We start from the raw sequence: 18,408 nt of genomic DNA on the forward strand, positions 1-18,408 counted from the left end.
CATATAATTATATCAGAGTTTAGAGGGTTATAGAGAAACCGGTCAGATTAGGTTTTTAATCTAATCTGACCGATAGCTTTAATAGTGAGGTAAGCTTTAGTATAGCACTCCTAATTCATAACGCTACACTCGTGCATAATTTATTTTTAATTTGTGCACGAGCGTTAGTAAATTATTTACTTTTTGAAATAAAATTTGGCATCACTTTAATATTGAGACTTAGTAAACCTCAGTAGGTCTGCCAGTTGGGCCCATAAGAATTATTTGCTCGCCTTCTCTTAAGTGTCTGCATAAATTAGTGGAGCCGCCGATTTCCAGCACAATAGTGGAAATAATTCCTTTTTTTTTGTCTACTTCAGTGCCGGTTACGGCTATACCTTCCATAGCAAGGTTTGTATTATTGGCTTTTCTGCCATTGGTTTCAAAATTTTGCAATCTAAAGAATTGCCCAGGCTTAAAATTCTTTGCCGCAAGTGGTGCTTTGATCACTATTTCCACAACTTTGTCTGTTAAATATTGAACTTTTATAACCTTTGCAGTGAATTGCTCTTTGATTCTATTAAATAATTCTTTATTAGCCAGGTCTTCAACACTTGACCACGCATTTTTTTTCTGGCCCACAACATCACACACTGGAATGAAAGAAACGAAGCTATTAACTCCACTCAAAAGCTGAGAAATAATAGGGTAGCCGTTCTTAGCACTTGCCATAGCTTTCACGACGCTGCCACTATACGAAGGGTGAAGATCACCAAAAAAGCTGATTGTTTTATTGCCTTGCTTATACACTAATATTCTATCTTTATTTTGCATTTTAGGAGAAAATATTGGGTCTATTTCTTTTCCTGATGAATTCAAATGAGTAAAATACCCATTACTTAATTTAAAATGCTTTTTATCTTCTGTTGCAATAACTGTATTTGGCTCAGTACCTGCTGCTATAAAAATAGAACGTGCTTTTATACGTTTGATTTCGCCGGATTTTGTGTCTATCAGTTTTATTGATTCAGCATGGTTATATTTATCCGTCACAACTTCAACTGGCTCTAAGTTTTCAATAAAGTAAATCCCTTCTGACAGCCCATTTTGCACCTCTTCGCTATTTAATCGATAACTTGGTGAATCTTTTAGCTCTTTTCTATATATAACTTTCACTCCCCCGAGACTCTGCATCAACTCTAATATTTTTATTTCTCTATTCTCTTTTTTTGCTAACTTTTGCTTTTCTCGGATCAATTGTGCGTGTGATATAAACTCATTCGCAATTTCGCGCTCTTCTTCTGTCCAATCTTTTTCAACACAGTCCTTTCCATACTTATCAACTAATATCTCATAACGAAGAAGAAATTTTTCTACTTGAATTGGATAATACGCTAAAGCTTCAGTGGCAGTGTCAATCGCAGTAAGCCCAGCCCCTATTACAACTATCGGCATACGAACTTGCAGATTTGCTATAGAATCAAATTTAAGAGCGCCAGTCAGTTGTAACGACATAAGAAAGTCAGATGCCATACGCACTCCACGAGCTAGTATATTCTTTATTTTGATCATTCGTGGCTTGCCAGAGCCAAGTGCTAGGGCAATGTGATCAAAACCCGAGTTGAACGCGTCATCAACATTAATCGTGCCACCAAAACGAATGCCTCCATAAAGTGCGAAATGCTCACGTCTTTCCAGCAGTAATCTAATAATCTTTAAGTAATTCTTATCCCACCGAGAAGTAATACCATATTCTGCCACCCCACCAAACCCTCCTGCCGTGCGTTCACTCAATTTTTCGTGTTCAAAATCTTTAATTAGCTGGAAATTATCGATCAAAGGCTCAATTTTTAGTCCATCAATGGTGATAACGTTATGCCCATCGTTCAACAAATGATGAGCTAAATTAAAACCAGCAGGACCAAGGCCTACAATTAGAATGTTTTTTCCGGTGTTTTCTCTTGGCAATGAACGCTGAAAATTTAAAGGATTCCAACGGCTGAGCAGAGAATATATTTCAAATCCGTACGGTAAACTGAGCACATCATCCAGAATCCTTGTTTCAATTGCTGGCACATTTACGGGTTCTTGTTTTTGATATATGCACGAATTCATGCAGTCATTGCATATTCTGTGTCCAGTGGCTGCGCATAATGGGTTATCTATCATCACAATTGCAAGACTTGCTATGCTGTACCCTTCGCTTTTCACCAGATTCATTTCTGATATTTTCTGCTCTAGTGGGCAGCCGTGCAGTTCAACTTTTAGTGGAGATTGTTTAAAAGTATTGTCGTTATTAATTAGCCCCTTTGAGCAGCTGTCCTTACTTTGCTTATGACAAAATATGCAGTAGTGAGCATTATCTAGTGCTTTATTCAAACTCACCTTTTTGCTTGTTAGATCAAAACCGTATCGTCTTTTTACTTCATTTGAATACAGCACTTCAACTTTGTCCACTTCTTTTTTAGAAAATGGTATGAGGTTTTCGTGGTCGATTTTTTTATGAATACTGAATAATATACTCTGTTTATTTTTTACTCTCCACACTGCATATTGTGCTGCAAGTTCTATTTCTTCTTTGTGATTTTCTTTATCTTCAAACCAATGCATCACCTGCTCAGCAAAATTTTTTTCTGTTGTTGGCAAAGTGAGAAAATGACTTAGTTTGTTAGTAATATCTATATTCGCCACATTAGTGTATTTCTTCAATGCATAGCGTTGGACAAATAATCTTTTGCACTTATATATTACAGCAAAGTCGTTGTGCTTTTTCTTTAGCTCCTCTATTTCTTTTTCAACATTGAAAAGTTTTGCAATAAATTCATCAAGTAAATATGAGAGGTCTACTATTAACTGACTATCTGTCATCCAAGTAGCTGACCGTCCTTCTTGTTTTCTAGATCCCAGTGTCAAGCACTGGGATGACGGGGGGTGACACTGGGATGATGGGAGGTGACACTGGGATGACATCGAAGAAGAAGCTGCTTTTTCTCTTGCTTCAATTAATGAACAAAACAAGCTCTCATCACATGATTTAATATAATTCAAAAATGTCTCATCTAATTTTGTTAATCCATTGCGAGTATATAGATTCGAAAATGAGATTTTGAAATTCAGCTTCATTGCCATACTATAAAGTGTACATGCTGTTTCTTACAGATGAAGATTTTATTTATTTTGCAGTACTGCTGAGATTGTTGCTTCTGCAACTTTTTCTTCGCTAACAGATGCAATACACCTAAATTTGTGTACACCTAAACACACACTTTGAATGTTAGCTTGAAGAATCAATGTGTCCCCTGGAGTAACTGGCTTTCTGAATTTTGCATTTTCAATGGATCTCAAATAAACAACTTTATTTTCTATTGTTTCTTTACCTAGAACACATATAGCAGATGCCTGAGCTAGAGATTCAATTATCAAGACTCCTGGCATTATTGGATGACCAGGGAAGTGGCCAATAAAAAATGGCTCATTGAAAGTCACATTTTTGATTGCTTTTATACTTTTACCAGGATCACACTCTATAACTCTATCTACTAAGAGAAACGGATAAGAATGTGGTAATATTTTTATAATATCACTGATATTAAATTGCATAAGCCTACTCAATGCCTTTCAAAGCAAATTCAGGTATTTTCTTGTTTATATTGTTTAATACCACATCTGATAAATCAACTTCATCCGTGGAGTATAAAACTTGGTTCTTTTTTGAAATAAATAGTACCAAATCTATGTTGTTTTTTTCTGCCGTTTTTTTAGCGACTTCTTTTATCTTGTTAAAAACACTCTCTACTGCGTCTCTATAGCTTTCTTCTAAATGTAACATTTTTTTAGCGTAATTATCTCTAGTATTTACAGTGTGCTCATTAAACTGTTCTGTCTTTTCTTTTTTTGCTTCTTCTGACAAAAGTTCAAATTCTTCTTTTGATGGCTTAAGTTTTTCTAACTCACTTTCAAATTCTTGTTGTAATCTAGAATTCTGCTCCTTTATTTGTTGTTGTATATTTTGCAGAGCAAGAGATTCATTGATGACTTTGTCACTATCGATAATTGCAGCTTTTGTGTTCTGAGGTTGATATCCTACAAACTTATACCCCACAAATAAGGAAATAATTAAGGCAATAACTGATATAAATAACTGTATATATTTCATTCAAATCCCCGCTTCAATAGAAAATTTAACATTTGGTGATGGTATTATATCATAAGATTCCTTTACTAAAGGAAACCCGAAATCCAATCTAAGTCTACCAAAAGGAGAAAGCATTGAAAAGCCAAAACCTGGTGACACTCTCACAAGCTTGCTATCATAGTATTTCCCTTCATACTTCTTATTTTTATCATCTAAGCCAAAAAGTGTCGCATAGTCAACAAATAGTGAGCCTTTGATACCAGCATAGTCATATAGTTTTGGTAGAGGAAAATCCACTTGCTGTGTTAGATTAAAATAAGTTTTGCCTCCTAATGAGCTTTTATTTTTGTCTTCTGCTCTTGGTCCAATACCGGAAAGGTCAAACCCTCTAATCTCATTACCCCCTTTAAAAAAGTGCTGGCCAATGTTTAGATTTTCATCAGTATAAGAAAAAATATGACCTGCCGCCATCTTAAAGCGTAGCGTTATATCATCGTCAATTTTGCTTAATATAGGGTGCGTATAAAAAGATAAGAATTCAGATTTTAGGAAATTCACGTTTCCTCCCAATCCTGAAATATCCTGACTTAAGCGCAGTAAATACCCTTCTTTTGGAGCATATAGATTATCCAGTTTATTATATGCCAACGTGTATCCCACTGATGAAATCTGATGTTTACCTTTTCGGTCCAGTATTATTTCAGAGATATCGGTGTCTTGTCCACCCTTATTATCCATGTGTATATGATTATACTTATAAGAATAGCGAAGGGAATTAGTTAAGTTCTCTGTGACTTTATATGATAACTTTGTAAAAAATCCCATATCGCAACTATCAAAAGTAGTGTTTGGTTTATCTTGTTTTTCATAAAATACACCCATGCCTAGTGACGTATCAGAATCGTTAAAATTATTTTCAACAAACTCTAAATCAGTAGAAAATACGTATTGACTTTTTTCAAGAGCAAAAGAGAGCTCTTTTCCAGTACCAAATAAATTACGGTCTTTGAGGTCAATTTTAATCAATGCTCCACCAGGAAGAGACACACCGCCTCCCAAATACAACGAAGTAGTGTTTTTTTCTTTAACATTTAAGTCAAGATTTACTGTATTATCATTAACTGCGTAACTATTTACTTTCACTGTTCCAAAAAAATCACTACTCATTAGTTTTTTACGTGACTTTTGAATCTCAGATATATTGTATGCATCACCTTCTGCTACACTTAGCTTACTTCTGATCACTTTATCTAAAGTGCGATCGTTACCATCAATTGTAATTTGATTTATATAAATCTTTTTACCCGGCAGCACTCTGTAGGTTACATCTACAACGTTGTCACGTTGTGCATACTCTGGATTAACTTTTGCAAATATGTATCCTTTTTCATTTAAATATTTGTTTATTTTTTCTACTGTATTATTAATTTTAACTCTATTAAATATCTTATCGTTTTCCTCTGTTATAAAATCCAATATTTCTTCTTTTAGGCTCAAATCCTGAATTTCAGTTTCAATATTAACCTCATTATTTCCAAACAAATACTGCTGTCCTTCGTCAATCAAAAAAGTTAACTCTGTTTGATTGTTATTATCAACCTCAACAATTGGTTGAATATTATTTTGAATATATCCCCTAGACGAATAAAAACGATCGAGCAATTCTGTGTTAATCAATAGATATTGCGGTGAATAATGATTTTCGCCTTTAAAAATGGCTCTAAATAACTTACTAAATATGTCATTACTATGTCTTTTAATAACTTGCTCTAGCTCATTTTCAGAAAAGTTTTTATTGCCTATAAATCTTATATCCTTAATTTTAGAGGTTTTGCCTTCTTTTATTTTGAAAATTAGATTGACCCTATTACTATCGAGCTTCTCCAACTCATATTCAATTTTAACGCCAACCTTACCGTTATTTCTATAAGTAGTGATTAAATTCATTAAATCGTTTTGCAATTTTGTTTCAGTGAAAATAGTTAGCGATTTTGACTGAATCACATTATTTAGTAACTCTTTGCTATTAAATAACTTATTACCCTTTAATATTATCTTGTTAATTAGTGGATTTTCTTGAATTTTTATTACTAAATTTTTTTTATCATCTATGTAAGCATTAACACTAGCAAATAACTTTGTTTTATATAGATCTTTTATAATTGAGTCTATATCATCGTCGTTTATATAATCACCAGATTTTAGTTTTATATAGAACCCTATTGTCTGGTTGCTTACCCTCTCATTACCAATACATTTGACATCTTTCACCTGCACTTTTTCCGCAGTTCCTAAAGCAACAAGCAGGGCAGGAAAAGAAATAAAAACCACTACCAGTATATAAAATAGCTTTTTCATATTTTATTTCAAAAAAGATCCCTAATATCATTTGACATTCCAGTTGCCATAAGCAAAAACAACACTAAAGCACCAAAAATAGCTGCATATTTTTGACATTTCAAGCTTAAATCCCTACGTATAACCGCTTCTATGATATAATGAAATAAATGCCCACCATCTAGCAGTGGTATTGGCAGCAAGTTAATTGCAGCTAAATTAGCTGAAATGATTGCCATAAAATATAGAACCATAATAAATCCCTTTTTAGCTGATTGTCCTGAATATTTTGCGATTTTTATTGGTCCACCTATTTCATTGATACTCCTTTTACCAACAATAATGTGAAAGAGAGCTTTGATCGTTAAGCACATAGTGTGGTAAGTTTCACTTACTGATAAGCTCACAGCCCCAAGAAAAGACGACTGCTTTAATGTATTGACTGAAATAATCCCTATAGTTTCTCTTTCTATTGTGTTGCCAAAAACGTCTTTGTCCTTGATTATTAATGGAGTTAAACTGGTCCTGTGCTTCTCATTATTTCTGCTATACTCAATCTCCATTCTTGTTTTAGGATTCGACATTATCACACGTGAAATATCTTCAAAGTATTTTATTTTATGCTCATTGATTTGTGTAATAGTGTCACCTGGCAACAAACCAGCTTGCTTAGCTGCACTACCTTCGATTACATTTTCAATCACCGGTGGAGTGCGATAATAACCTGCTATGCTAAAAAATATTGTAAAAGCTATAACAGCAAATACCATGTTTGCAAAAGGCCCTGCAAAAACTACTGCTGCTTTTTTATGACGCAGTTTTGTATGAAATGAATACAATTTTTCTTCTTCCGTTAATTCTTGTTGATCAGCTGGGACACTCGCTGCATTAGTATCTCCTAGCATTTTAACATAACCACCCAATGGAACAGCGCTTAATTTCCATCTAGTTCCAGACTTATCGTTAAAACCAAAAATTTCAGGACCAAAACCTATGGAAAAAGATTCAACTTTAACTTTGCATGCTTTGGCAACAACATAATGCCCATATTCATGCACGAATACTATGACAGAAATTATTAAAGAAAATGATAAAAAATAATATATTCCATCGCTAAATTGATGGATAAGATTAGAAATTAATTCCACCTGTATATTTAGATCTTAACAAAATGTTAAGTATATTAAAATGCGCCTCGCTTGACAAGTATTTAGTTTAACTTTTAAATTAAAAAAAGTTTAATTGTAATGACAGATACCTCACTACTCAGAAGAAAATTAATATATAGAAGCTGGCATAGGGGTTGCAAAGAAACCGATATACTTTTAGGGCATTTCGCATTGAAATATCTTGATAAATTTTCCTTAAGCGAACTAATCGAATACGAAAAAATAGTTGATCTTGATGATTACGAATTATATTGTTACATAACTCGTAAGACAAACCTCCCTCCTGGCTTGAATAGTCAGATAGTCAATTTAATTGCTTGCTTTATTGAAGCTAATCCTTTATGCACTCAAGATTAGTGATAATCTTATTTACCTTATCTAGTACCTCAGTATATTCTATTCTTTTCTCGTTTCTATACTTTTCGCGCTCTTGATTTACTTCATCTAATCGCTTTGTTAATTCTAAAATTTTATCCTCAAGAATTAGTGCTGCAAGTAAGAAATTTAATGCATCCGAACCCTTACCTCCAGTTTTTTGAGATACAGAACTAACTAACTTGTCAAAACTATTAGCAAGGCGTAATAAATGATTCCCCTTCCCACTTTCGCAAGATATTTTATATGTGTTATTACGTATAACTATTTCTACTACTTGCATATGGTGCTAAAAATTTCTATCGTACAGTATAAACTCAAACCCCTACTTTCATCTTATTTATGGTATAAATTTTTATTCATTTATCAAATCAGATAATTTTTTACTGCTACGAAAATATGTTTTAAAGTATTGATTCTTTGTAAACTTCTGTAACATTAAATGGCTTGTTTCTTTCAAGTTATAACTTCTAACTGAAAAAGAACCAAACCCCCTAATTTCAACTCTATTATGATGTTTCAATGTGCTTGAAAGTATCCCAAAAAATCTATCAACTATAGCTGCTATAACAATCTTATCTAAAAAAGGATGTCTTTTTGCTACCCTCGCTATTATATCAGACTTTGTTGCCATTTATATGAAGCCAAAATAAGTAAACCTTATCACTTAGCAGATAATGCTATGTTATATTCCTCAACACCCAATACTTCAACTTCTATTTTTTCTGATATAGAGAATTTTTTATTCTCTGGTAAATGCTCTTGATCTATTAGAAGGGTTACATCGTTCTCAACTTCAACGACTAGTCCATTATCTTCTCTCTTACCTACAATAACCTGTATTTTATCACCTACCTTAACTTTCTTTATCAGTTCTTCAAGAGGATCATACTCTATTTGTTTTATTCCAAGATAAATTCTTGCCCGATTCACGTTAGCCCTTATTACTTTTGCTTCTATTTTATCACCTACATTATACTTCTTTATCTCATCTGAACCATTTTTAGACCAACTAAAATCTTTCACATATATTGTCCCTTCTACGTTCTCATCTATTTCAGAATCACCGAAAGCAACAGATACATATGAGCCGGTATTATTCTTCACTTCACCAGAAACAATAGAACCAGGAGGATATTTATTGATAAATACTTGCCAAGGGTTGTCTACACACCTTTTCATGCTTAAACTCATCCTACTCTTAGCAATGTCAATACTGAGAATTTTTACATATACTTCTTGTCCCCTTGTTACGAGACTACTAACTGGTAAATTACTCTTAACCCAAGTTATTTCTGACGAGTGCACTAAACCTTCAATTCCAGGTCTAAGCTCAACAAATAATCCATAATCTTCTATGCTTGTTACATAACCCTTATGCACACTATCAACTGGATATTTTGACTCTGCATCTTGCCAAGGGCTATCTTCTAGCTGCTTCACACCCAAGGAAATTTTAGCATTTTCCTTGTCTATTTTTATAATTTTAACTTTTATAGTCTGACCACAAGTAAAAACTGCAGACGGATGACTTACCCTACTCCAAGAGATATCTGTAATATGTAACAATCCATCTATAACTCCCACTACATCTGATTCATGAATACCGACAAATACACCGTAATGAGTGATACTTTTTATTTTCCCTTCTATTATATCGCCTTCATTTAAAGATTCTAAAAATTTAATTTTTTCACCAGCGTGCAATTTTTCTAACACCAGCTTTCTTGATACTACAATATTGCCCTGCTTCTTATCCATTTTAAGCACGATGAACTTTTGTTCAGTTTCAATAAGGTGCTTCGCATCTTTTACTTGCTTCAAATCCACATGACTCAGCGGTAAAAAAGCGCTTATTCCGTCACCAAGATCAACAATAAAGCCACATTTAATTGAGCGTTTAATAACTCCGCTTACTTCAGCCCTTGTAACTGTATCTTCTTCCAACTTATTCCATTTTTCGTCCCTAATTGCTTTTTCACGACTAAGAACAACATTACCATGATAATCTTCAATTCTTTCCACATAAACTCTGATTTTCGAGCCAATAATGACCTCATCATTACAACCGAGTTCCTTGATCAGAATTCTCCCGTCAGATTTTAAACCAATATCAACCACAACGTCGTTAGGGTTTATTCTTGTAATTACACCTTCTACCACATCTCCTTCTTTAATTTTGTTAACAAAAGAATCTTCAAACAAGGTATTATCTTGATCCTCAAATTGGCCTTGACATATCTCTTCTATAAATTTGTTTGATGATAGCTTTCTGATAGTAACCGGTAGATTTACGACTGGATTATTATTATTCATACCTTTAACTTAAACTTTATTAGAACTCATATATTATATAATATTAACAATTATTGACAAGTAATTTTTCATTAACTCATTTCGAGAATTGTTTAAGCTATATAAAATATAGTGAGAAAATTATATATGTATCAAGAATATGCTATTTAAGAATAGCAAGTGGATTAGATCGTTCTCCAGAAGGTCCAGGCTAAAACCTGATGTTGATGAAATATTGGAAAAATATTCTATTCAAAACAGCAAGGAATCTATAGAGAAAATTGTAAATTCACAAAAAAGAATATGGGTAGAAATAGGCTTTGGCAACGGTGAAAATATGCTTTACCAGGTGCTCAATGAACCTGATCTATTATTTATAGGATGTGAGCCCTACTTAAAGGGGGTTTCTCGCTTGCTGACAAACATAGAAATACAGAACATAAAAAATATTTTAATGTGGACAGAAGATGCAAGAGAATTGATTGCAAATTTTCCTGATAACAGTGTTGAAAGATTCTTTATTCTCTTTCCAGATCCATGGCCAAAAAGAAGTCACAATAAAAGACGATTAATTAATACGGAATTTTTAAATTTATTAGCAAAAAAAATACTTATAACAGGGGAAATATTCATTGCAACCGATCATCAGGACTATGCAGAGTGGATAGCATCACATATAAAGCAGTGTAACTCTTTAATCTATAGGGAAGACGATTTCACAAGTTATACTCTTACAAAATACCACAGAAGAGCGCTCAAAGATCAGCGTAAAGTGAGGTTCTTTAAAGTAAGTGTTATTAATAATTTGCAGACTATGGATCAATAGAGTTTTTGCATATCTCTTTTACGTTAACTATAGATTAAAAATAATAAAAAAAGAGGGAGAAATAGAGTAAATTCCTTTAACTACTTCTCCTTATGAAGGAATAGACTTCTTGCATAACCCAAACTAAGTAGAAAAAAGGTATCATCCAAGTAGCCCCTTTCTCGTCATGCCGCTGCGAATCGTCATACCGCCGCGGCGCTAACACGTAGCGGGATGATGAGGCTTATCGTCATGCCACCGCGAACCGTCATACCGTCACGGTATCTCTTAGCCGCTAACAAGTAGCGGGATGACTGTTGTCAGGTTAGCTGTTATCCCAGTTTTTGACACTGGGATGACAACGAAGGGCTACTTGGATGACAGGGAAGGATGCTGGAATGAAGGTTTTTCAAATTGTCGATAAACCTAAATCTATAATAACTATTTGCCTTTTTTCTAGGTTATGCAAGAAGTCTACTGAATAACAGTAAGATTTTTCAATCCTGTTCCACAGCAAATTTTAGTGCCATGTGAGTAGTTATGGTGCTGTTAACAATCAAAATAACAAAAATTAAGATGGTGATTAGTAGTGTATAAATATTCAAGGACAAATTTTCAAATTGAGTTAGCATTTTAAAATACACAAAGGTTGGCATTATCATTGGCAAAACAAGAATTTGCGATACTCCTGATGCTAAGTTGTTTCGACCAATCATCAATGCATTTCCAGTAGCTGAAATATTAATGATTATCAGCGTATTAAATAATAAAGACACTCCAACTGCTATTGAGTGTTCAATACTATTGCATAGAACTGCAAAGCTGAATATGGAAGAAATCACTGAAATTGGTAATCCAAATAATAGCCAGTGAGCGAAAATTTTATAAGCAACTATAAGCCTAGAAGAGAGTGGCTGTACAAAGATTTGCTCTAATATTCCATCATGATAATCAGATGTAAACAAATTATTTGTAGAAATCTGCAAAACAAATGTAGCACATATCCATGTTAATGTTAACATAACTTCTTGTTTATTGTTGTTTTTAAGTGTAAATGAAGATAAACTTAACATTATGATAAAAATACATACTATATAGGTAAAGCTCTTATCATCTATTACTAATTTTTTTACTGAGTCGATCATACTAGGCTTTTAAATGTTTATTATAAATTATAGTGTTTACTTTGAGGTAGTATAATTTTTTGTTCATAAATTATATAGGTTTTATTATTTTTTTGATAATGCAATTATGGAAAAGTTACCAAAAATAAAGTCACCAGAAGATTACACTCCTTCAGAAGATGAAGAATATATGAGCGTAAAACAACTGGAATACTTCAGCTTAAAGTTACAGTCAATACTCGCTGAGCTGGAGAAACAAGAACTAGAAGAGAATAGTATTGATACATACTATTCTGATGGAGATAGTGGAAACGAGGAATTAATCAAGCGTCGAAAAGATAGAAAAGAAAAAATTAAGGAGGCGTTAGAAAAAATAAAATTAGGCACTTATGGTTACTGCGATGGAACAGGAGAAGAAATAGGAGTCGAAAGACTTAAAGCTAATCCGCTTGCTATATATTGTATTGAAGAGCAAGAGAGAGTAGAAAAAGAAAAGAACGTGTACAACATTAACGATTAATTTACACATAAGTGGTGAGCCCATTGGACTTCAAGAGGAGCAAGAGGCGCTGAAGTATGTTATGCTATAAAGAAAGTGGAAAATTGGACATTCTCAACTTGACTCCTGCAGATTAAAAATTAAGTTGTATCCGTTCAGGCAATGGCGTCAACTTAAGGAAAAATGTCAGAGATTGTGTATAAAATTTCTCTCCAAATTTTTTATCATTAAATTATCCAAAGAGTGCAAGGGACAGCACTTTTGTTTCTGTTTTATTTCAACAAAGAAGTCTAAAATGTGTCCTTTTTAGGTGAAATATGCAAAAAGGAAAAAACCTTATTCTACAAATTAAAAATATAATATACTCGAAAACTTTTCAGAAAATCCATTGTGTTGAGTTTTACACGAACAAGAAAACTTCCTTTTTCGACAGTATTTTCTATGATTTTAAAGTTAGAGGTTGTCCGGAAACAAGTAAATTCAAGCATATTCCCTCTTTAACATAACCCTACTCATAGCTAGGTATATGAAATTCTCAGTGGATGTTGTGAGTAAATCATACTCCTTCGATAGCCTTCTATTCCTATTAACCCAAGCAAAAGTCCTTTCTACAACCCATCTTCTTGGCTGTACTTTAAACCCTTGTTCTCTTGTTGGTAGTAGCTCAGGTGGCGTATCTTTGTGCACCCAAAATCTACATGGAGGCCTTGTAACAATTTCAATATCTATGTCATATTCTTCCTTTATGTGATTCTTTAAATTTCTTCCTTGGTATCCCATGTCAGCCCACATTTTTTTAACTTTAGTATATTTTGTTCTCATATTGTTTAATGCTATTTTAATACCATCTCTATCATTTTCGTTAGCAGCGCCTACGTAACAACCTAGTATAAAACCCTGAGTGTCTGTAATTATATGCCTTTTTCTACCCTTTACTTTTTTACTTCCATCATAGCCTTTGATCCCCCCTTTTCTGTAGTCTTTACAGATTGACTATCTACTATACAGGCACTTGGCTGCTCATTCCTTCCTATTTTTCTTCTACTATATTTTGTAATTTCATAATTCATTTTCTCAAAAATTCCCTGCTTCTTCCATTGCCTGAACTGCTCATACACAGTCTTCCATAGCGGAAAATCATTTGGTAAATACCGCCATTGACACCCTGTACGCAATACATAGAAAATTGCTTCTAATATTTCTCTTTTGCTATACTTTGGCGGCCTTCCTCCTTTCTTGTATGATACTCTGAAGTGTTTTTCTATTCTTGCCTATTCCCTTTCGCTTAGATCTGTTGGATACTTTTTTCTCATCTTTACCCCGTACTAAAATTTCAGATATTATAGCCTTTTACTTGTTTCCGGACAACCTCTAAGTCACTTTAGCTATATATAAAAGGTTTAAGTGGTTGTATTGATGTATCTTTGTATTAAAAAACACCCAATAAGCAGAGTTGTAAGTGGAATAAACCACAAAATGTAAGTGCTAGATTTTATAGGCGGTACGATTATAATTGAATTGCCGTAAGAATTTTTTAACTCTGAGATTATCTCTTCATCTGTGTATCCATCATTGATTTTTTTACGAATTGCTTCTCGCATATCATACGCGATCTGAGATCCAGATTCAGACAATGATTCGCCAGAACATATTGGACACCTTATTATTTCAAATAAACTTGTTGCTCGTTTTTCCATGCTTTTATCTCTGAGTTTATTATCCAGAGTAAAAGCGTTTACGCCTGAGTGGAATATCAATATGAAAAGTAAACTAACTACTGCTCTCATCCTTGGTTAATTGGGTTATTTTACTGAGCTGGTTCATAAAATCAGTGGTGGATAACTTTCCAATAAAACTTGACCCTACATCATCATCGTACTTTATTGAAAATTGAATGCCATCATCAGTTGTTTTTTCTGATAAGGAAGACATTAATTTTTCAAACGCATCTGAAGTTTTTGAGTCACCAATCATAAACGAGATTAATTCTTTATAATTTGATATAGCCACGTTGATTTTGTCTTTAAATGAATAAGTAACTAAGTTGTAATTGTTTACCCCACCATCTGCAGCAAAAGAAAAATTATTACTTTGAATCAAAAATTTCTCTATATTGAAATTAATTCTGGAAGCCGAGATGTCGTTTACAAATTCATAATCAAATTTAGTATCGATACTAAGGTAACTTTCAGGACTTGCAGTATTTTTATACCGATAAGTATACAAATCAAATCCTAGCTTAGCATTTCCACTCAGTTCTTTATCGAGGTAAAATTGAATGTAATTACTTTTATCATTCACTTCAGTTATAACACTTTGCTGATTTTCTGAAACATCACATTTTAATCCATAATCTTCGTAACGAAATGTACCTATATAGTCTATCACGGTACTATTTCTGTTGAATCGCAATGAAGATGGTAAATCGTTTAGTCTAACAACAAAGTGGCTGCTATCGTTTGCGTGGCATTTTATATTCTTTTTCTCATCATCATGAACAGCAATGTTGACTTCATTGCTTGGTATGTAGATATATACTGATTTATTAAACAATCTATTTTTTATCAATAAAGCATCAGATGAGATGGTTAATTGCTCATTGGAAAATTTTGGGTTTGTCACACGGAAAATTAGGTTAGTAGGAAATCCACTAAAATCATGTGAAATATCAAATTTTTCGTCGTTAATGTATAGTATTGTTTCAGCTAAAAGATTTTTTACCTTACATGCAGAAAAATACCAAAAACCACTATACGCTACAGGAATAAACAAAAGTAAAGAGATGATAATATAGATAAAAATCTTACGCATGATTCCCCTGTTTATCTAATGATATGTTTCTTGTACCCCTTGGTATGGTTACACACAAGCCGTCGATATCTTTTGTGATTTTTATTTGGCATCCAAGCCTCGACGTCTCTGTTAAGCCGAAAGCTAGGTCTAACATATCATTTTCCTCATCAGATATAGGGTTATGTATTTCTACAGCATTATAAAACTTTGGATCAACAATTACATGGCATGTAGAGCAAGCAAGAGAACCTTCACATGCACCTTCAAGCAGATCTGGATCACTTCTGTGGGCTAAATTGAGCAGAGTTTCTCCCTCTGCAGCTTCATAGCTTTTCTTACTCCCATCAGGTAAAATAAAAGCAACAGATGGCATATTATTCCTATTAAAATCCTTACTAATTTCTCTATATCCTACAGGTAATAACTAATATTTGCAAACTCTTTACAATTCCAGTACCTATATTTCTTGTTATCCAAGTAGCTCTTTGTTGTCATCCGAGTAGCTGACACTGGTTCCTTTATGACGGCAGTGCCCTCTTCTTGTCATCCCAGTGCCCTGATTACTTGGATCCAGAAAAAAGAATGGTGTCATGCAAGTAGCCTCCTTCTCCTGTCATCCGAGTAGCTGACACTGGGATGACACCCCACTTAACCGTCATACTGCCGCGGTATCTCTTAGCCGCTAACAAGCAGCGGGATAACGAGCTTATCGTCACGCCGTCGCGAACCGTCATACCGCGATTCATTCGCGGTATCTCAGCCGCTAACAAGAGATCCCGCTAACAAGCAGCGGGATGACGATTGTCGTTCAGCCATAAATATTAAGAAATTTACCAAATGAAAAAAAGGCAAAAGAAGCCCCGTGGTTGGCTAATTACTTACATTATACTTTCAAGTATGGCGTTTTTTTATTCTAAACGTTTAATAACCGCGATTCAGTTGCTTTTAAGCCGCAACTAATCTAAATTATAAACATTAAGAAATTTACTAAACAGAAAAAAAGGCAAAAGAAACCCTAGGGTAGCTAATTATTCACTATCCATTTTTTAAGTTGGCGTTTTTTAATGTTTTAAATGCTTTATAAGCGTATCTCAGCTTGTGTAGGTAAAAACCTAGAAATTTGATAAAGACATAAGGTGCACATAGTGCAAAAAATTAAACATGAGACGCCAGATACGTGAGTTTTTTTGTCATTTAATCTGTACAGAGAAGATAAATAAATAGCTTCAGTTTCATGATAAGGGGGCTGGCGGAGTTTGTCAAGGAAGTTTTTTGTTTCTATTGAATGACAGTTGTAACCTACGAAAGAAGTCTGTTGTAATTTGTACGATATCTTTATAAAATGGTTCGCATAAGTTATCTAGCAGTGCAACTAAACAAATACAAAAATCAAAACGTCGCGGTTTTTGGTCTTGGTAAAACTGGTTTATCCGCCATTAACGCTCTAACAAAGAGTGGTGCAAGAATATATGCATGGGATGATCATGAAGAGCAAATAGCAAATGCAAAAATGATGAATAAAAAATGTAATTTTATTCATCCCAAGGAATACAATTGGCATGAGATCAGTGCATTGGTTTTAAGCCCTGGAGTGCCAACAGAGCCACATTGGATAGTAAAACTTGCAAGGAGATTTGATTGCAAAATAAAATCAGACATTGAGCTATTTCTTGAAGCTAAAACTACGAACCAGAAGGTAATAGGCGTCACAGGAACAAATGGTAAATCAACCACTACATCACTAATAGGGCACATATTAAAATCTGCAGGGAAAAAAGTAGCTATTGGTGGAAATTTAGGCGTTCCTGTTTTGGATCTAGAAAGAGATGCAGAAATTTATGTAATCGAACTCTCCTCTTTTCAATTGGAGTTGATGAATGAAATTAACGTGGACATTTCAGCACTGCTCAATATTACACCAGATCACATAGATAGGCATGGAAGTATGGAGAACTACATAGCAACTAAATTAAAACTGATAAACGGTAGTGAGGTTGCCGTAATAGGATGTGACAATGAGATTACTGCTGATATATTCAACAAATTCACTGGAGACAAAATTCCAATCTCAGTAACATATTCCCCGATGTCATTCCAGCGCGTGACGCTGGAATCCAGAAAAGAAAAACCATTGCCAACTACTCAGATGACAGAGGGTGGTGCAAGAGATCTAATATCATTGGCAGGTAACAATTTGCTTGATTATAGTGAACAGATTACTGGTATAGATCGAAATTATCTGGATCCCAGTGTCAGCTACTTGGATGACAAAAGGGGCACTGGGATCCAGAAGATCTCGTTAAAACTAGAGAATCATAGCTTATCAGTAAGCGACGTGAAAATAAACCTAATATCCAACGCAGAAAACATAGCAGCCACATATGCCGTATGTAAGGTACTTGGAGTAGATAGCAACACTATTATCAATGGAATCAAGTCCTTTTCAGGACTGAGGCATAGGAATGAACTGCTTGGCAAAATAAGAAATGTGTTTTTCGTGAACGATAGCAAAGCAACTAATGCAAAATCGAGCGAAAAGGCGATCTTATCTTATGAAAACATAAATTGGATCGCTGGTGGAAGAAGCAAAAAAGGTGGAATAGAATCATTAAGCAAGCATTTTACAAGGGTTAGAAAAGCTTTTCTTATTGGAGAATCAACCGAAGCTTTTGCAAATGTTATGGAGAATAAAGTAGATTATGTTAAATGTTGCAATCTAGAAGATGCATTCAGATTGGCTTTTGAAGAGGCCTTAAATAGCGCAGAAGAAGTAACAATATTACTTTCTCCCGCGTGTGCTTCTTTTGATCAATGGAAAAATTTCGAGGAACGTGGTGAAGCATTTTGTAGAATGTTTGAAAATCTCAGGTACAATCACACATGCTGTTTAGTATGAT

18 protein-coding genes and 1 pseudogene are annotated in these 18,408 nt (G+C 34.0%); 5 read left to right on the forward strand and 14 right to left on the reverse strand.

Translation table 11 applies throughout. The features are described 5' to 3' along the window. Positions 1–219: 219 nt before the first annotated feature. From LA754_RS03285 to rseP, 5 genes are read right to left on the reverse strand one after another with little or no spacing between them, the layout of a single operon-like run. The gene (locus LA754_RS03285; protein ID WP_006279639.1) at positions 220–3,102 is read right to left on the reverse strand and encodes an FAD-dependent oxidoreductase; all 2,883 of its coding nucleotides are present in this window, start codon (positions 3,100–3,102) and stop codon (positions 220–222) included. 45 nt (positions 3,103–3,147) lie between these two features. After that, positions 3,148–3,579 carry a 3-hydroxyacyl-ACP dehydratase FabZ gene (gene fabZ / locus LA754_RS03290; RefSeq protein ID WP_006279640.1) on the reverse strand — a complete coding sequence of 144 codons (432 nt, stop codon included), beginning with the start codon at positions 3,577–3,579 and terminating at the stop codon, positions 3,148–3,150. A 4-nt stretch (positions 3,580–3,583) separates the two neighbouring features. Next, the gene (locus tag LA754_RS03295; RefSeq protein WP_006279641.1) at positions 3,584–4,135 is read right to left on the reverse strand and encodes an OmpH/Skp family outer membrane protein; all 552 of its coding nucleotides are present in this window, start codon (positions 4,133–4,135) and stop codon (positions 3,584–3,586) included. Beyond that, positions 4,136–6,472: an outer membrane protein assembly factor BamA gene (gene bamA, locus LA754_RS03300; protein WP_457923729.1), complete on the reverse strand. Its 2,337-nt coding sequence runs from the start codon at positions 6,470–6,472 to the stop codon at positions 4,136–4,138. It abuts the gene before it with no gap. Positions 6,473–6,480: 8 nt separating this feature from the next. Beyond that, positions 6,481–7,599, reverse strand: a complete 1,119-nt coding sequence (rseP, locus tag LA754_RS03305) for an RIP metalloprotease RseP (protein WP_006279483.1) — start codon at positions 7,597–7,599, stop codon at positions 6,481–6,483. A gap of 99 nt (positions 7,600–7,698) precedes the next feature. Between rseP and LA754_RS03310 the strand changes: the two genes are divergently transcribed. Further along, on the forward strand, positions 7,699–7,977 hold the full coding sequence (locus tag LA754_RS03310; RefSeq protein ID WP_006279484.1) for an FAD assembly factor SdhE: 279 nt from the start codon (positions 7,699–7,701) through the stop codon (positions 7,975–7,977). Here LA754_RS03310 and LA754_RS03315 read toward each other — a convergent pair. The 3 genes from LA754_RS03315 to LA754_RS03325 form a co-directional block, all read right to left on the reverse strand. Beyond that, complete coding sequence (locus LA754_RS03315) at positions 7,952–8,278, reverse strand: cell division protein ZapA (RefSeq protein ID WP_010082086.1); 327 nt, start codon at positions 8,276–8,278, stop codon at positions 7,952–7,954. The genes LA754_RS03310 and LA754_RS03315 overlap by 26 nt on opposite strands. Positions 8,279–8,350: 72 nt before the next feature. Then, the gene (locus tag LA754_RS03320; RefSeq protein ID WP_010963035.1) at positions 8,351–8,629 is read right to left on the reverse strand and encodes an HU family DNA-binding protein; all 279 of its coding nucleotides are present in this window, start codon (positions 8,627–8,629) and stop codon (positions 8,351–8,353) included. Between the two features lie 29 nt (positions 8,630–8,658). After that, positions 8,659–10,311 carry a 30S ribosomal protein S1 gene (locus tag LA754_RS03325; RefSeq protein ID WP_012673366.1) on the reverse strand — a complete coding sequence of 551 codons (1,653 nt, stop codon included), beginning with the start codon at positions 10,309–10,311 and terminating at the stop codon, positions 8,659–8,661. Between the two features lie 139 nt (positions 10,312–10,450). Here LA754_RS03325 and trmB point away from each other — a divergent pair, with 139 nt between their 5' ends. Further along, on the forward strand, positions 10,451–11,116 hold the full coding sequence (gene trmB / locus LA754_RS03330) for a tRNA (guanosine(46)-N7)-methyltransferase TrmB (RefSeq protein WP_012673367.1): 666 nt from the start codon (positions 10,451–10,453) through the stop codon (positions 11,114–11,116). Between the two features lie 476 nt (positions 11,117–11,592). On the opposite strand, the gene LA754_RS03335 is transcribed toward trmB, so the two are convergent. Then, positions 11,593–12,240, reverse strand: coding sequence for a heme exporter protein CcmB (locus LA754_RS03335; protein ID WP_077190555.1), 648 nt, complete (start codon positions 12,238–12,240; stop codon positions 11,593–11,595). 106 nt (positions 12,241–12,346) lie between these two features. Between LA754_RS03335 and LA754_RS03340 the strand changes: the two genes are divergently transcribed. After that, positions 12,347–12,739 carry a TraR/DksA family transcriptional regulator gene (locus tag LA754_RS03340; RefSeq protein ID WP_064124828.1) on the forward strand — a complete coding sequence of 131 codons (393 nt, stop codon included), beginning with the start codon at positions 12,347–12,349 and terminating at the stop codon, positions 12,737–12,739. A gap of 296 nt (positions 12,740–13,035) precedes the next feature. Continuing rightward, a pseudogene (locus LA754_RS03345) lies at positions 13,036–13,174 on the forward strand (IS4-like element ISWosp8 family transposase); the annotation flags it as partial. A gap of 24 nt (positions 13,175–13,198) precedes the next feature. Here the strand turns inward: LA754_RS03345 and LA754_RS03350 are convergent. The 5 genes from LA754_RS03350 to LA754_RS03370 all read right to left on the reverse strand — a co-directional run bounded on the left by LA754_RS03350 (position 13,199) and on the right by LA754_RS03370 (position 16,103). Next, positions 13,199–13,983 (reverse strand): IS5 family transposase gene (locus LA754_RS03350; protein WP_238513981.1). Its coding sequence is split into 2 segments (ribosomal slippage): positions 13,199–13,662 and positions 13,662–13,983, totalling 786 coding nucleotides; the frame shifts between segments, so codons are not numbered across the junction. Between the two features lie 135 nt (positions 13,984–14,118). Then, positions 14,119–14,505, reverse strand: a complete 387-nt coding sequence (locus LA754_RS03355; protein ID WP_015589263.1) for a cytochrome c-type biogenesis protein — start codon at positions 14,503–14,505, stop codon at positions 14,119–14,121. Beyond that, positions 14,489–15,529 (reverse strand): hypothetical protein, encoded by a 1,041-nt coding sequence (locus LA754_RS03360; protein WP_006279335.1) that lies wholly within the window; start codon positions 15,527–15,529, stop codon positions 14,489–14,491. Before LA754_RS03360 ends, LA754_RS03355 begins: the two co-directional genes overlap by 17 nt. Continuing rightward, positions 15,522–15,884, reverse strand: coding sequence for a ferredoxin family 2Fe-2S iron-sulfur cluster binding protein (locus LA754_RS03365; protein ID WP_077190463.1), 363 nt, complete (start codon positions 15,882–15,884; stop codon positions 15,522–15,524). The genes LA754_RS03360 and LA754_RS03365 overlap by 8 nt, the downstream gene beginning before the upstream one ends. A gap of 96 nt (positions 15,885–15,980) precedes the next feature. Beyond that, positions 15,981–16,103: a hypothetical protein gene (locus tag LA754_RS03370; RefSeq protein WP_007549233.1), complete on the reverse strand. Its 123-nt coding sequence runs from the start codon at positions 16,101–16,103 to the stop codon at positions 15,981–15,983. A gap of 750 nt (positions 16,104–16,853) precedes the next feature. Here LA754_RS03370 and LA754_RS03375 point away from each other — a divergent pair. After that, the gene (locus LA754_RS03375) at positions 16,854–18,407 is read left to right on the forward strand and encodes a Mur ligase family protein (RefSeq protein ID WP_077188203.1); all 1,554 of its coding nucleotides are present in this window, start codon (positions 16,854–16,856) and stop codon (positions 18,405–18,407) included. Position 18,408 lies beyond the last annotated feature (1 nt).

Source organism: Wolbachia endosymbiont of Muscidifurax uniraptor, assembly GCF_054149795.1.

What these genes read in the sequence shown, in the direction of transcription:
- trmB (WP_012673367.1), top strand. Translation starts at nt 10,451, where the DNA reads ATGCTATTTAAGAATAGCAAGTGGATTAGATCGTTCTCCAGAAGGTCC.
- LA754_RS03335 (WP_077190555.1), bottom strand. Translation starts at nt 12,240, where the DNA reads ATGATCGACTCAGTAAAAAAATTAGTAATAGATGATAAGAGCTTTACC.
- fabZ (WP_006279640.1), bottom strand. Translation starts at nt 3,579, where the DNA reads ATGCAATTTAATATCAGTGATATTATAAAAATATTACCACATTCTTAT.
- LA754_RS03320 (WP_010963035.1), bottom strand. Translation starts at nt 8,629, where the DNA reads ATGGCAACAAAGTCTGATATAATAGCGAGGGTAGCAAAAAGACATCCT.
- LA754_RS03370 (WP_007549233.1), bottom strand. Translation starts at nt 16,103, where the DNA reads ATGACACCATTCTTTTTTCTGGATCCAAGTAATCAGGGCACTGGGATG.
- LA754_RS03375 (WP_077188203.1), top strand. Translation starts at nt 16,854, where the DNA reads ATGGTTCGCATAAGTTATCTAGCAGTGCAACTAAACAAATACAAAAAT.
- LA754_RS03355 (WP_015589263.1), bottom strand. Translation starts at nt 14,505, where the DNA reads ATGAGAGCAGTAGTTAGTTTACTTTTCATATTGATATTCCACTCAGGC.
- LA754_RS03360 (WP_006279335.1), bottom strand. Translation starts at nt 15,529, where the DNA reads ATGCGTAAGATTTTTATCTATATTATCATCTCTTTACTTTTGTTTATT.
- LA754_RS03340 (WP_064124828.1), top strand. Translation starts at nt 12,347, where the DNA reads ATGGAAAAGTTACCAAAAATAAAGTCACCAGAAGATTACACTCCTTCA.
- bamA (WP_457923729.1), bottom strand. Translation starts at nt 6,472, where the DNA reads ATGAAAAAGCTATTTTATATACTGGTAGTGGTTTTTATTTCTTTTCCT.
- LA754_RS03310 (WP_006279484.1), top strand. Translation starts at nt 7,699, where the DNA reads ATGACAGATACCTCACTACTCAGAAGAAAATTAATATATAGAAGCTGG.
- LA754_RS03365 (WP_077190463.1), bottom strand. Translation starts at nt 15,884, where the DNA reads ATGCCATCTGTTGCTTTTATTTTACCTGATGGGAGTAAGAAAAGCTAT.
- LA754_RS03315 (WP_010082086.1), bottom strand. Translation starts at nt 8,278, where the DNA reads ATGCAAGTAGTAGAAATAGTTATACGTAATAACACATATAAAATATCT.
- LA754_RS03295 (WP_006279641.1), bottom strand. Translation starts at nt 4,135, where the DNA reads ATGAAATATATACAGTTATTTATATCAGTTATTGCCTTAATTATTTCC.
- LA754_RS03325 (WP_012673366.1), bottom strand. Translation starts at nt 10,311, where the DNA reads ATGAATAATAATAATCCAGTCGTAAATCTACCGGTTACTATCAGAAAG.
- LA754_RS03285 (WP_006279639.1), bottom strand. Translation starts at nt 3,102, where the DNA reads ATGAAGCTGAATTTCAAAATCTCATTTTCGAATCTATATACTCGCAAT.